13 protein-coding genes are annotated in these 13,383 nt (G+C 69.4%); 6 read left to right on the top strand and 7 right to left on the bottom strand.

Going from position 1 to position 13,383, the window contains the following annotated elements; translation table 11 throughout:
* Positions 1–94: 94 nt before the first annotated feature.
* Positions 95–844, bottom strand: a complete 750-nt coding sequence (locus ACWGE0_RS07870; RefSeq protein ID WP_452260161.1) for a GntR family transcriptional regulator — start codon at positions 842–844, stop codon at positions 95–97.
* 100 nt (positions 845–944) lie between these two features.
* On the opposite strand from ACWGE0_RS07870, the gene ACWGE0_RS07865 reads away from it, so the two are divergent.
* The 3 genes from ACWGE0_RS07865 to ACWGE0_RS07855 are packed head-to-tail and all read left to right on the top strand — an operon-like array spanning position 945 to position 3,941.
* Positions 945–2,207: an MFS transporter gene (locus ACWGE0_RS07865; protein ID WP_452260160.1), complete on the top strand. Its 1,263-nt coding sequence runs from the start codon at positions 945–947 to the stop codon at positions 2,205–2,207.
* Between the two features lie 29 nt (positions 2,208–2,236).
* A complete protein-coding gene (locus tag ACWGE0_RS07860) occupies positions 2,237–3,619 on the top strand; it encodes an acyclic terpene utilization AtuA family protein (RefSeq protein WP_452260159.1) in 1,383 nt (460 codons plus the stop codon).
* On the top strand, positions 3,612–3,941 hold the full coding sequence (locus ACWGE0_RS07855) for a DUF4387 domain-containing protein (protein WP_452260158.1): 330 nt from the start codon (positions 3,612–3,614) through the stop codon (positions 3,939–3,941). Before ACWGE0_RS07860 ends, ACWGE0_RS07855 begins: the two co-directional genes overlap by 8 nt.
* A gap of 38 nt (positions 3,942–3,979) precedes the next feature.
* On the opposite strand, the gene ACWGE0_RS07850 is transcribed toward ACWGE0_RS07855, so the two are convergent.
* Positions 3,980–4,510, bottom strand: coding sequence for a GNAT family N-acetyltransferase (locus ACWGE0_RS07850; RefSeq protein ID WP_452260157.1), 531 nt, complete (start codon positions 4,508–4,510; stop codon positions 3,980–3,982).
* A 37-nt stretch (positions 4,511–4,547) separates the two neighbouring features.
* Positions 4,548–7,223 (bottom strand): toll/interleukin-1 receptor domain-containing protein, encoded by a 2,676-nt coding sequence (locus ACWGE0_RS07845; protein ID WP_452260156.1) that lies wholly within the window; start codon positions 7,221–7,223, stop codon positions 4,548–4,550.
* A 141-nt stretch (positions 7,224–7,364) separates the two neighbouring features.
* Between ACWGE0_RS07845 and ACWGE0_RS07840 the strand changes: the two genes are divergently transcribed.
* Positions 7,365–8,387 carry an LLM class flavin-dependent oxidoreductase gene (locus ACWGE0_RS07840; RefSeq protein ID WP_452260223.1) on the top strand — a complete coding sequence of 341 codons (1,023 nt, stop codon included), beginning with the start codon at positions 7,365–7,367 and terminating at the stop codon, positions 8,385–8,387.
* A gap of 45 nt (positions 8,388–8,432) precedes the next feature.
* Here ACWGE0_RS07840 and ACWGE0_RS07835 read toward each other — a convergent pair whose 3' ends face one another.
* Positions 8,433–8,846 carry a hypothetical protein gene (locus ACWGE0_RS07835; protein ID WP_452260155.1) on the bottom strand — a complete coding sequence of 138 codons (414 nt, stop codon included), beginning with the start codon at positions 8,844–8,846 and terminating at the stop codon, positions 8,433–8,435.
* A gap of 50 nt (positions 8,847–8,896) precedes the next feature.
* Positions 8,897–9,391, bottom strand: coding sequence for a MarR family winged helix-turn-helix transcriptional regulator (locus ACWGE0_RS07830; protein ID WP_452260154.1), 495 nt, complete (start codon positions 9,389–9,391; stop codon positions 8,897–8,899).
* An 82-nt stretch (positions 9,392–9,473) separates the two neighbouring features.
* Between ACWGE0_RS07830 and ACWGE0_RS07825 the strand changes: the two genes are divergently transcribed.
* A complete protein-coding gene (locus ACWGE0_RS07825; RefSeq protein ID WP_452260153.1) occupies positions 9,474–10,094 on the top strand; it encodes an NADPH-dependent F420 reductase in 621 nt (206 codons plus the stop codon).
* Between the two features lie 25 nt (positions 10,095–10,119).
* Positions 10,120–11,091, top strand: coding sequence for an NADPH:quinone reductase (locus ACWGE0_RS07820; protein WP_452260152.1), 972 nt, complete (start codon positions 10,120–10,122; stop codon positions 11,089–11,091).
* Between the two features lie 6 nt (positions 11,092–11,097).
* On the opposite strand, the gene ACWGE0_RS07815 is transcribed toward ACWGE0_RS07820, so the two are convergent.
* Together ACWGE0_RS07815 and ACWGE0_RS07810 are read right to left on the bottom strand one after the other, a co-directional pair.
* On the bottom strand, positions 11,098–12,375 hold the full coding sequence (locus ACWGE0_RS07815) for a cation:proton antiporter (RefSeq protein ID WP_452260151.1): 1,278 nt from the start codon (positions 12,373–12,375) through the stop codon (positions 11,098–11,100).
* Positions 12,376–12,654: 279 nt separating this feature from the next.
* The gene (locus ACWGE0_RS07810; RefSeq protein WP_452260150.1) at positions 12,655–13,206 is read right to left on the bottom strand and encodes a hypothetical protein; all 552 of its coding nucleotides are present in this window, start codon (positions 13,204–13,206) and stop codon (positions 12,655–12,657) included.
* Between the last annotated feature and the right edge of the window lie 177 nt (positions 13,207–13,383).

Below are 13,383 nucleotides of genomic sequence, written 5' to 3'. Positions count from 1 at the left end.
GTACCAGACGGTCCACACGCCGATGCCGGCCTGCAGGCGGATGGTGGCGACGCTGCCCAGCTGTGGCTGTCGATCTCGTGGTAGCTGCCACGCTTCAGCGGCCCGTCGTCGTGGGCTCCACGCCGGCCGAGTCGGGAGCGCGGCGCAGGTCGTCGAGTCCACCGCGGACGTCGTGCATCGCGATCTGCTCCGCGGTGGCCGAGTCGCCCGCGCGCAGGGCACGGACGAGATCGCGGTGGCCGGCGTAGCGGTCGAGGCCGTACTGGTGGTTCGCGAGGACCCGCTCCAGCATCCGGGTCCGGCGCTCCGCTCGGGTGAACACCCTGGTCTGCTCGAGCAGCCGGACCAGCACGGCATTGCCAGCGCAGGCCGCGACCGCGTCGTTGAAGCGTTGCATGGTGTCCAGCAACGTGTTCACGTGCTTCACGACGGGGCGGCCCTCGGCCTCGCGTTGCTTGATGACGATCAACAGGTCGTCCGCCTCGTCGAGGGTGGCGTCCAGCCCGTCGAGCTGGGCCGGGGTCGCATGCCGGGCGGCGAACCGGGCGATGAGGCCGCGCAGCGCGATCTCCACCTCGGCGAGGTCCTCGACGGCGGAGGCGCCGATGTCCGCGACGACGACGGTGCGCGGTCCGGTCCTCTTGATCAGGCCGTCCTGCTCCAGCCGGCGGATGGCCTCCCGGACCGGGGTGGGGCTCATGGACAGCCGTTCGGCGAGCCCGCGTTCGGTGATCTTCTCGTTGGGTGCCAGCTCACCTGCGGTGATGGCCTCCTGGACCGAGCGGTACGCCCGGCCGGCCAGCGTCTCGAGCTGCGGTTCGCGGAGATCCTCGTCGGCCGTCACGAGGGCTGATACTACAGCTTGTGTGCAAGCTATTGCTTGACTGTTTTGCTATAGCATTCTAGTTTGAGGCTGCCGCGACCCCGAGCCAACGGAGGCTTCTGTGCCATCACTCGCCGCGCCGGTGGACCGGCGGCTCGCCAGGCGCATCACGTTCTTCGTCGCGCTCGCCGTGTTCGCGCAGGAAGCGACCTGGGACTTCTATGACGCACAGGTGCCGCCACTGCTTCGCGAGCACATCACCAGCACGGCGGTCGTCGGTCTGGTCATGGGCATGGACAACCTGCTCGGCCTGTTCGTCCAGCCGTGGATCGCGCACCGCTCGGACAACACCCGCACCCGGTGGGGCCGCCGGATTCCCTATCTGGCGGTGGGGATGCCGCTCGCGGCGGTGTTGTTCACCCTGATCCCGCTGGCGACGGCGTTACCGGCGTTGATCGCGATCATCTTCGTCTACTCGTTGGTGGGCAACAGTTTCAAGCCGATCGCGCAGGCGCTGCTGCCCGACTTCATCGAGCCGGACCGCCGGGGGAGGGCGAACGCCGCGGTCAAGATCGCTTCCGGTCTCACCGTCATCGTGTCCGCGTTCATCAGCGCCCTGATGGTGGACGACCACCCGAAGCTCGCGTTCACCGTTCCTGCCGTGCTCATGCTGGTGTGCACCGCGGTGCTCGTCTGGCGGGTGCGCGACAACAGGTCGAGGGCGTATCAGGCCGCGGTCGCCGAGGACGCCGGCCGTGCGAGCGAACCGGCCGCGAGACTGCGTGACCTGATCAAGGACATCCTGCACGACTCGAACCGCAGCAGGCTGCTCGTCGTCACCGCGGTGCTGCTGTTCGCGTCGGCCTGGTTCTCCTCGCGTTCCCTCTTCACCCCGTACGGCATGGAGACACTGGGGCTGTCGCGCGGCGTGGCCGGTTCGCTGACGTTCCCCAGCGGCGTCGCCTTCCTGGTCGCCGCGTATCCCGCCGCGCTGCTCGCCGAACGCATCGGACGCATCCGCACGATGACCATCGGGATGGTCGTCTTCGGCACCTCGCTCGGCCTCGGCACGTTCGTGCCGACCCCGGCCGCCACCGTCGTCGCCTTCTGCGTCGCCGCGGCGGGCGCGTCCGGGTTCCTGATCAACGCCGCCGTCGTGCTGTGGAACCTGGCGCCGTCCGCCCAGGTGATCGGCCTGTACACGGGTCTGTACACGGTGAGCTGGGCCGCCGGAGGGTTCATCGGCCCGGCGATCGTCGGCGCGATGATCGACGTCACCGGGTGGCGCTACATGCTCCTGGACATCGCCCTCGTCACCGCACTGGCCGCCGCGGTGACCCTGCGCGTCGCGGTGCTGAGCCGCCGTCACGCGGTCTCCCTCTGACCATCGAAAACCTGGAAGGACAACCACAGATGAGCGTTCCCACCGCGGCCGTCCGCGTGCTGACGCCCACGGGCATGCTCGGCGCCGGCTTCGCGCAGTCCACAGTGGACCGAGGGCTCGCGCTCGGTGCCGACGTGATCTCCGTCGACGCCGGCTCGACCGACTCGGGCCCGTACTACCTGGGTTCGGGCACCGCCAAGACGACCGCCGCCGCCGTCGCCCGCGATCTGCGCATGCTGCTGCGAGCCTCGGCCCAGGCCCGCATCCCGTTGATCGTCGGATCCTGCGGCACCAGCGGCACCGACTCCGGTGTCGAGTGGGTCGCGGGGATCGTCGACGACATCCTGCGCGAGGAGAACCTCGGCTTGTCCGTGGCGACGATCCGCAGCGAGCAGCGCGCCGACTTCATCAACGAACGCCTGCGCGCGGGCGCGGTGCATCCGCTGGCGCCGGCCGCCGAACTCGACGAGGCCACTGTGGACAGTTGCACCCACGTCGTCGGCATGATGGGCCACGAACCCATTGAGGAAGCCCTGCGCGCCGGCGCCGACGTGGTGCTCGCGGGCCGCGCGACCGACACCGCGGTCGCCGCCGCGTTCCCGTTGATGAAGGGCATGCCACCCGGCCCGACCTGGCACGCGTCGAAGATCGTCGAATGCGGCGGGCAATGCACGACCAACCCGCGCACCGGCGGCGTGCTCGCCACGATCGACCACACCGGGTTCACCATCGAACCGCTGGACCCCGACGCCGCGTGCACGCCGATCTCCGTTGCCGCGCACATGCTCTACGAAACGGTGAACCCGTTCCGCATGCGGGAGCCTGCTGGCGAACTGGACGTCACCTCGGCCACCTACACAGCTCTCGACGCACGGCGCGTGCGGGTCGAGGGTTCGCTGTTCCACCCGGCCGAGCAGCACACGATCAAGCTGGAGGGCGCCCGGATCACCGGCTACGAGACGATGTCCTTCACCGCGATCCGCGACGAGCACATCCTGGCGCACATCGAGGACTGGACCGACCTGTTCGTGAAGGTCTTCACCGATCGCGTCGCCCAAACGCTCGGGCTCGACAGCACCTCCTACGACTTCGACCTCCGCCGCTACGGCTACGACGCCGTCCTGCAAACACTCGACCCGGCCGCCCGCCTGCCCCGCGAGATCGGCGTCATGCTCCTGGTCCGCGCCGCCACCCAGGAACTGGCGACCGCCGTGGCCAAGGTCGCCAACCCGCTGATGCTGCACCTGCCGACCCCGGACATGGCCTACCTGCCCAGCCTGGCGTTCGCCACCTCACCCGCCGAGACCGAACGCGGCCCGGTCTACGAGTTCGTGCTCAACCACGTCGTCGACACCCGCACGCCCACCGAGATGTTCCGCATCGACCACCGGAAGGCGCCCAGCCATGCCTGACCAACTCCCGCAGACGTTCGGCGACCTCGCGCTCGAAGTCCGCTCCAAGAACGCCGGCCCGTTCTGGGTCACGATGGAACTCTTCCTGCGCGACGAGGCCGGCTACGCGCTGGCCGCCACCCCGGAGATCCTCAACGAGCACGTCATCGCCGCGCTGTACGGGGTGCGCTCGGACGACGTGCAGATCTTCCGGATCCCGTCGCTGAACGTCGTCAAGATCTCGTTCCCGCGGCCCGTTCCCCAGGGCGGGCTGCGGGATCGCGACATCCACGCCGGGCAGCACCACGTGCCGCTCGCAGCGCTGCCGGCGTGCGCGCCGTGAGGAACGGGTCGAAGGCTCAGCGGTGACTACAGCCCGCACTAGTCGTCGTGGAAGTCCGGCACGGTGGTCTCCCCGGTCTGCCAGTCGCGACGGATGATCGCGTAGCCCACCGAGTCGTGCCGGTGGCCCGACGCGTCCGGCCAGGCCCTGCGGTAGTGCGCTTCCTTCACGTACCTGGAGTGCCGGAACACCCGCCGCATCGCCGCGTTGTCCTGCCGCGTCGTGCCCTCGATGCGTTCGACGTGCGGATACTCGCCGAACAGCCGGTCCGTGAGCCACTGCACGGCCGCCCGCCCAAGACCCTTCCCGCGGTGCCGGGCGCTGATCCGCAGGTCGAACATCGGCGTCTCGTCCTCGAGGTCGAACAGCCGGACGATCCCGGCCCGCTCGCCGCCGATCTCGATCCAGTACGTCTCGTCGTCGTAGTAGCCCTCGGCGACGCGTCCGAGCACGTCCTCACGCTGGACTGTCTCGGCCGTGTGGAACGGCCAAGGCTCGCCGGCGAGGAAGTCGGCCAATGCCGCCGCCTCGCCGGGATCGAACCTCCGGAACCGGGATGCGGTGACCAATCTTCACCGTGCCTTTCAAAGGTCAGTGGTCGCTCGCCTAGCGGCACGGCCAGGGCACGTCGATGTCACCGAGGTAGCGGCGCTGCTCCTCCGCGGACAGCCCGCCGGTGATCATCGGGCACAGCGTGCGGGCCCAGGCGGCCGGTTCCGCTTCCCAGAACGCCAGCAGGCCGTCCTTCCTGGCGGTCAGGAGCCCGCCGCCGGTCGCGGCCAGTCCGGCCACCGGGCCGGCGGCGCCGGGTTGCTGCCAGGTGCCGACCTCAGTGCCGTCCGCGCTGTTCCACAGCATGAGCTCGCCGGTGTCGGAGTGTGCCTGCGCGATCAGTCCGGGCGCGAAGGCCACCGACGCCTTGGGGCTGTCCAGGCCCTGGCCGAACACCACGGGCTCGCCTGTTCGGTTGCTGTCGTCGAGCAGCACGCGGCCGTCGACGTCCGAGGCGGCGACCTGCTCGCCGTCCTCGCTCACCGCGAAGCCCAGGACGAGGGCGGCGAAGTGGATCTGGCGGATCTTCTCCAGCTCGCCGCCGCCCCAGCGCCAGAGCGTGATGTCGGTTCCCCCGAATCCGTCGCCGGCCTGCTGGGCCTTGGTCACGATCGCGATGACGTCACCACGGGCATTCGTCGCGATCTGCTGGTGCACGGAAGACCCGCCGACCGGGTTCGTTCCGCGTTTTCCTGCGTCCTCGACCAGGGGCGTTCCGTTGCTGCGGGCCGTGATCAGGTGGCGGCTGTCGCCGAGGAAGCCGACCTCGTCGGTGAAGATCGAACCGACCTGCGTGCCGGTCGTGGTGTCCCAGGTGCTGTGGGCGCCTGGCGCCCCCACCAAGAGCCGCTGCCCGTCCGGGCTGAGCCGGACGGCACCGTTCGGCGCGGAGAAGGCCGACTTCTCGGCCAGGGTGCTCAGCTCGCGCAGCACGATGCCGCCCGGCTGTGAGATCGCCGCGGTTCCGGCGGTGCTGACCGCCACTCCGTTGACGCCGGCCGGGCCTTGCAGCTTGGCGCGCAGCCGGGCGTCCTGGTCCGGTGCGGTCAGCACGACGCTGCCGTTCTCGGCGATCGAGGCGACGAGCTTGCCGTCGTCGCTCATCCGCAGATCACGGATCTGGCCGGCGTGACCGAAGAGCTGGGTCGTCTGTGTCAGCGTCTGGTCGAACAGCAGGACCGCGCCCTGCCCGGTGCCCACGGCGATGCGCTGTCCGTCGGCGGAAATGCTGACACAGCAGGCGTCTTTGCCGACGTCGGCGGTGCGAGTCCTGGTCCGGGTGCCCACGTCCCACAGTTCGAGCGTGGAACCGTTGATCACAGCCAAAGAGGTGCTGATCGCCAGGCCGTGGGGCGTTGTCCGGCCCGCGCCGAACGTCGACCAGGTGTTGCTCGCCGGTTCGAACGCCACGACCTTCGCGTTGGCTGAACGGCCGTCGACCGTGTACAGACGGTCGCCGAGGAATTCCACCGCTTCGCCGGGGACGTCGTCGCCCTCGACGTTGATCACCGGCAGTCCGGTTTCCAGATTCCAGACACCGAACTTCGGCGTGGCCCCGCCCGAATCGCCACCGGACATGGCCAGCCACCGGCCGTTCGGGGACATCGCCACGCGGTTGACGGCACCGGCGAACGGGATGTCGTGGGTGAGGGAGCCGTCCTTGGTGTTCCACACCTTCACCGTCAGGCTGTTGGCACTGGCGATCCGCCGGCCGTCGCCGCTGAGTGCCAGCGCGTACGAACGCTCCGGCAGCGTGACGCCGGTGGGACGGCGAGATTTGGTGTCCCACAAGGAGATGTTCCCGCCGGAGTAGGCGTGGGCGAGCACGGCTCCGTCGGCGCTGACGGCCACGTTGGCCTGCACGCCCGACGATGCGCCCCGGCTGCGGCTCACCGTGTCGGTGCCGGGGGAGACGACCGAGACCACGTGCCTGGTCCGGTCGAGCGTGCTCATCAACGCGGCCTTCGCCTGCACGGACTCGTTGGCGCCCCAGGACGCCAGCGCGAGCCGGATCGCGAGCTGCGGGTTGGTGGGCATGAGGCGTTGCGCCTCGCCGGACAACGCCCTGGACAGCGCGATGCGGGCCTGTTCGGTCGCGCGGTCGCGTTGCGCGGCGGCGACCCCTTGCTGCCACACCGCGACGCCGCCCGCCACGAGCGCCACGGACAGCAGGCTCGCCAGCACGGCCACGAGCCTGCGTTGCTGACGGAGGTCCTCGCTGATCAGCTCGTCCTTGGCGACGCCGTGGATCGCGGCGGCGACCGTGGCGGCCGCGGCGCGGAACTCCTTGCCACGGCGGCGTTCCGGCTCGCGGAGATCGACCCACAGCGGCTCGGCCTCGAACCACCCCGCCAGCGCACGGGGCAGCGCGGTGGTGCGGTCCCAGTCGAAGTCGCCCGCCTCGTCGTCCCAGACCAGCTCGCCGCCGGTCAGCACGATCAGGAACGTCTCCCTGGACTTCTTCTCCCGCCAGAGCGCTGCTTCGCGGCCGACCCACGGCGACGCGGCCGACTCCGGGCACGCCATGAGGGTGAAGGTGCGCGAGGCCAGCAACGCGTCCTGGATCGACGACCACAGGTCCGGGCTCGCGGCCAGGCTCACGTCGTCGCGGAACACCCGCAGCGCTCGCGGCTTGTACCAGGGCCTGCCGATCTGGTGGAGGCTGCGCTGCAACGACCTGGCCAGCGGCCGATCGGCAGCGTGGCTGTAGGAGATGAACCCGTCGTACACCCATGACCCCCTTAGGTGGCACGGAATCCTACGGAGGTGATCACGCGGCGTCAGGCGTTCGGGAATGCCCGTGGGCGCCGTCGCGTTGTAGGTTGTAGTCTGGTTGAAGTGTCAACTAACGGATGGAAGTGTTCGCACGGGATGAAGAAGATCGGTTTTCTGTCGTTCGGGCACTGGTCGGACAGCCCGCATTCGCAGACGAGGTCCGCCTCGGACACGCTGTTGCAGTCGATCGACCTGGCGGTGGCCGCCGAGGAACTGGGCGCGGACGGCGCCTACTTCCGGGTGCACCACTTCGCTCAGCAGCTCGCGTCGCCGTTCCCGCTGCTGGCGGCGATCGGTGCGAAGACCGAGCGCATCGAGATCGGTACCGGCGTGATCGACATGCGGTACGAGAACCCGATGTACATGGTCGAGGACGCCGGCGCGGCGGACCTCATCGCCGGTGGAAGGCTGCAGCTCGGCATCTCCAGGGGATCGCCCGAGCAGGTCGTCGACGGGTGGCGGTACTTCGGCTACCAGCCCGCCGAGGGTGAGACCGAGGCCGACATGGCCCGCCAGCACGCCGAGGTGTTGCTGAAGGTGCTGGAGGGCGACGGCTTCGCGCAACCCAATCCCCGGCCGATGTTCCCGAACCCTCCCGGTCTGCTGCGGCTCGAGCCGCACTCGCCGGGGCTGCGCGACCGCATCTGGTGGGGCGCCGGGTCCAACGGCACCGCCGCGTGGGCGGCCGAGCAGGGCATGAACCTGATGAGCTCGACCCTGAAGTTCGACGAGGGCGGGGCGCCGTTCCACGTTCAGCAGGCCGACCAGATCCGGGCGTTCCGCAAGGCCTGGACGGAGGCCGGGTGGCAGCGCGAGCCGCGGGTTTCGGTGTCGCGCAGCATCTTCGCCATCACCACTGATCTCGACGACGCGTACTTCGGCGGCGACGGCGAGAGCAAGGACCAGGTCGGTTTCATCGACGGGCCCAACAAGGCGATCTTCGGACGCTCGTACGCGGCCGAGCCCGAGGTGCTGATCAAGCAGCTGGCCGAGGACGAGGCGATCGCCGAGGCCGACACGCTGCTGCTGACCGTGCCCAACCAGCTCGGCGTCGAGTACAGCGCGCACGTCATCGAGAACATCCTCGAGCACGTCGCGCCGGCACTCGGCTGGCGCTGACCTCATGGATGGTGAACGGCGGTGGCGCGAGCCACCGCCGTTCGGTCACTCAGGCTTCTTCGGCCTCCACGCGATCAGGTTCAGGAAGAGCGAGCCGAGGATCACGACGCCCAGCATCACGCCCACCACCAGGTGCGCCTCGTCGTTGTCGGCCAGCGCCGCGTCGACGACCCTGCCGTTCTCCAGGTCGTAGCGGACCGTCACGCGCTCTCCGGGGTGCCGGGCGGGCCCGTTCTCCGACAGCGTCGCGACCTGTTTCGTGCCGTCCGGGAGCGTGTACTCGACCTTGACCGAGGCGCTCTTCCCGGACTTCAGCCGCTCCTGCACCGTGCCCTCGGAACTGGCCCAGGACCTCTGCTCCATTGATGACCCGATCACGACCAGCAGGCCGATCACCGCGCCCACCAGCACGAGCCCGGTCACGAACCGGCCTCTCCGCGACTTGACTGAATCAGCCACAATGCCTCCCTCGCACCCGACATCGCCTTAACGACCCCGGACGTGACAGGTCACGTGTCCAGCCACTCCGGCCGGGTCGCGGACGCGGGGTCGAGCCGGTCGAGGATTCGTTCGTGCGCGGCGTGCAGCTGGTGCAGCTGATCTTCGTCGAGCGCGTCGACGATCAGTTCGCGGACCGTGGTGACGTGACCGGGAGCTGCTCGCTCGACGGCGGCCAGGCCCGCGTCGGTGAGGACCGCGCGGCTGGCGCGGCCGTCGTCGGGGTCCGGTTCGCGGCGCAGCAGGTCGCGGGATTCCAGGCGTTTCACGACGTTCGACAACCGGGACAGCGACGCGCTGGTGAGCTGGGCGAGCCGGCTCAGGCGCAGGGCGCGGCCGGGGATCTCGGAGAGCATCGACAGCACGTGGTACTCGAAGAACGTCAGCCCGGCGTCGCGCTCCAGCTGGGCCTCGAGCGTCGCGGGCAGCCTGGTCAGCACACGCACCATGTCGAGCCAGGCCAGGCGCTGCTCGGCGGTCAGCCAGCGAGGGGAGTCCGGGGTCACCCGGTCAATTTACTTGACGCTTGAACCAAACGCACCTAGTGTCGGTGGTGGAAAGTTCAACTTTGAACTAATTGGAGGCGTCATGCGAGTCGCAGTCGTGGGTGCGGGGAACGTCGGGGCAGGTCTGGCGAAGGCCGCCACCGCCGCCGGACACGAGGTCACCGTCTCCGCCGCGCACCAGGAGAACGCCGTCAAGGTCGCCGAGCAGGTCGGCGCGGCCGCGGCCACTGTCGCGGACGCCGCCAAGGGTGCGGACGTCGTGGTGCTGGCGGTGCCCGCCGGTGTCGCGGCCGACGTGCTGGCCGGGATCAAGGACACCGACGCGGTCGTCGTCGACGCCACCAACCCGCTGAACGAGACCTTCAGCGACCTGACGACCGGCGGTTCCAGCCAGGCGGAGCAGCTGGCCGACGCGGTGCCAGGGGTGAAGCTGGTGAAGGCGTTCAACACGGTCTTCGCCTCCCGCCTGGGCGACGCGAACGAGGGCGGACTGCCGCTGGACGGCTTCTACGCGGGCGACGACGAGCCGGCGAAGCAGGTCGTGGCGGAACTGCTGGCGTCACTGGGATTCCGCCCGATCGACGCCGGTGGGCTGCGGATGGCCCGTGCGCTGGAGGAGCTGGCCTTCCTCAACATCACTCTCAACGCGCGCAACGGCTGGGCGTGGCAGAGTGGCTGGCGGCTCGCCGGGCCCACGGCCTGACGGCACGGGTTGGAGGGGGAGAGGCATGTTCGCGGCCTGGTACGACCAGCAGGGTCCCGCCGATGTCCTTCGAGTCGGTGAGCTGCCCGACCCGCAGCCCGGTCCCGGTGAGGTGCGGGTCCGGGTGCGGCTGTCGGGGGTGAACCCCGGCGACACGAAGAAGCGGCGCGGCTGGCTGGGTTCGTCGATGCCCTACCCGCGCGTGGTTCCGCACAGCGACGCCGCCGGTGTCGTGGACGCTGTAGGTGAGGGCGTCGACGAGAGCAGGGTCGGCCAACGCGTCTGGGTCTACGGCGCGCAGTCGTACCGCGCGTTCGGGACCTCCGCTCAGTACACGGTTGTGCCCGAACACATGGCCGTGCCGTTGCCGGACCACGTGACCGACGAGATGGGCGCGAGTCTCGGCATTCCCGGCATCACCGCCCACCGGACGGTCTTCGCCGACGGACCGGTCGACGGACAGGTCGTGCTGGTGCAGGGAGTGCTCGGGGGCGTCGGATCGCTCGCCGCGCAGCTCGCCAGGTGGGGTGGCGCCACGGTGCTCGGAACCGTGACCAAGGCCCGCGATCTGGACCTCGTCGACAAGTCCGTCTCGCACGTGGTCGCACTCGACAGCGCTGATGCCGCCGAGCAACTGCGTGCGCACGCTCCGGACGGCGTGCAGCGGATCATCGAAGTGTCCATGTCGGACAACGCCGACCTGGACGCCGCGGTGATCGCGAACGACGGGATCATCGCCGCTTACGGCACGCGGGCCGATCGCACCGAACTGCCGTTCTGGCCGTTGCTGTTCAACAACGTCACGGTGCGGCTGTTCGGCAGCGACGACTTCCCCGTCGCCGCGAAACGCGCCGCGGCTCGTGACCTGACTGCCGCGGCTGCGTCGGGCGCGTTGCGGGTGGAGGTCGGGCAGGTGTTCCCGCTCGACGAGATCGCCGCGGCCCACGAGCGGGTTGACGCAGGTGGTGGTGGCCGGGTGCTCGTCACCGTTCCCTGAGCGAGGTCACACGGGAGTTCGGGACGCGTTGTCCGCGCCGCCTTTCTGCTGCCGCTTGCGGTCGAGCAGCCACATCACGGGTGACGCGGACAGGCCGTGGACGAGGACGGAACCGATGACGACCAGGCCCACGATCCGCCAGATGGTGTCCTGGTCGGCGAACCTGCCTTCCTGCAACGCGTAGGTGACGTAGAACAGCGTGCCGACGCCTCGAACGCCGAAGAACGCGATGACCGTGCGCTCCCGTGGGCCTGTTTTGCCCGCGAGCAGGCCGATCCAGCCGGCCAGGGGGCGCACCACGAGCAGGATGACCGCGGCGACCGCGATCTCCTGCCAGGTGACGCCCGCGAGCAGGCCACCGGCGACGGCGCCGCCGAGCAGGAAGACGATCAGGACGGTGAGCATGCGCTCGGCCTGCTCGACGTAGCGGTGCAGGACCTGGTGGTAACCGTGGTGCCGTTCGGCTGCCCGGATCGTGCAGGCGCACACGAAGACCGCGACGAACCCGTAGCCCTCGACCAGTTCGGTGACGCCGAAGGCGAGGAACGTCGCGGCGAGCGCGACGAAGCCCTCCGCGTGTTCGGCCAGACGGAACTTCTCCGACGGCGCGGAGAAGAACAGCTTGCCCAGCAACCACCCCACCGCCACGCCGACCGCCAGACCGCAGGCGAGCCGCCACAGCACGTCCACGGCGAGCCAGTGCGTGAGCCATCCCGACGGTGCGACCCCGGCAACGCTGATCGCGATGGCGGCGTAGGTGAAGGGGAACGCCAGACCGTCGTTGAGGCCCGCCTCGGAGGTGAGCGCGAACCTCGCCTCGTCCTCGTCGGACTCGGGGTTCTCGGCCGGTTCGGCGACCTGGACCTCGCTCGCGAGCACCGGGTCGGTGGGGGCGAGCGCCGCCGCCAGCAACACGGAGGACGCGACACCGAGGCCGAGCGCGCCCCAGCCGAGCAGGCCGACCGCCAGCATCGACAACGGCATCGTGACCGCGAGCAGGCGCCAGGTGGTGGCCCAGCCGCGCAGGCTGACCGCGCGGTTGAGCGCGAGACCCGCGCCCATCAGCGAGATGATCACGCAGACCTCGGTGAGGTGCAGCAGAACCGTGCTGTGGAGGGCGGGATCGGGATCGGGGAGCGGTTCGACGACGGAGAACGTGAGGGCGCCCGCCCCGAGGAAGAGCATCGGCATCGACACCGGCGCGCGGTCGAGCAGTCGCGGCAGCAGGGCGGCGGCCAGGGTCGCGAGGCCCGTGCCGGTGTACAGCAGGGAGCCTGGATCCACTGTGCGCCTTCCGCTCCTCGTCCGGACGGGGGTGATACCCGGGACGGGTGAGGGGTAAACGCCGGCGGCTCAAGGGTTTCCGGGGGGCCGGCCTTTGTGGACCGTCCACGCACGTCGAACGTCCGCAGGCCGCAATTGAGACAGTTCTTCGCTCGGTCTCATATTTCGTCGAAAGCGGAAACAAAGCGCATCCCAGGCGTTCGCCTGGGTGAAACATGAATTTCAAAGTAATGTTCCTGCCGGTGGCGAGGCGCCCAATGGGCGCCCCGCCAGCGGTGGTCATCCGTTCAGCAGGTCGAGGATCTGGTTCAGCAGGGCGACCAGTGCCTGAAGTCCGGCGGGCGAGCCGGGGAGGGGGATTCCGACGATCGCGCACAGCAGGTTGCCGAGCAGGTTGCCCGGACCCGGTTCCGCGGTGATGTTCAGGTGCACCCGGTCCAGGTGCACGACCAGGCCCAGCAGGTCGAGGTCCAGCGGTCCGAGCACCAGGTCGAGGATCTCGCAGGAGACCTGCGAAACGCCCACCGGGGCCGTGATCTCACGCGACTCGGTCCCCACCTGCTGACCTGCGGAGTCGATGAGGGTCAGGTCGACGATGCCGTTGGCGAGCGCGGTGGTGCCGTTCTCCGTGAACCCTGTCGGCGTGAACGTGCCGACCACGGTGCCGACGCCGCCGGAGGCGTCGGTGAACGTGCCGGTGACCGGCGTGCTCAACGCCGGGGCGGCGGGTGCTGCAGCGGCGGACGCTGTGCCCGCGCCGCCGAAGAAGGCGAACAGAGCGGCGACGACCACGGCGACGACCGCGGAGCGGCCAAAGACGGTGAATCTCACGATGAGCTCCTTTCGGGCGATGAATTTCGACTCTGCAGGAATAGCCGAACCATGCCGAAAGAAACAGCTGGAACGAAGATGCGAGCGTGAGCAATCTCAACTGATCGATATGCCGCTGGCCCGTATCCAAATCTACGGGCGATCGTTGTCGGCCTGTTTTGAATGTGCTTGAACAAT

The organism is Lentzea sp. NPDC054927 (assembly GCF_053610285.1).
This window is presented reverse-complemented; position numbering and strand designations above follow the sequence as displayed.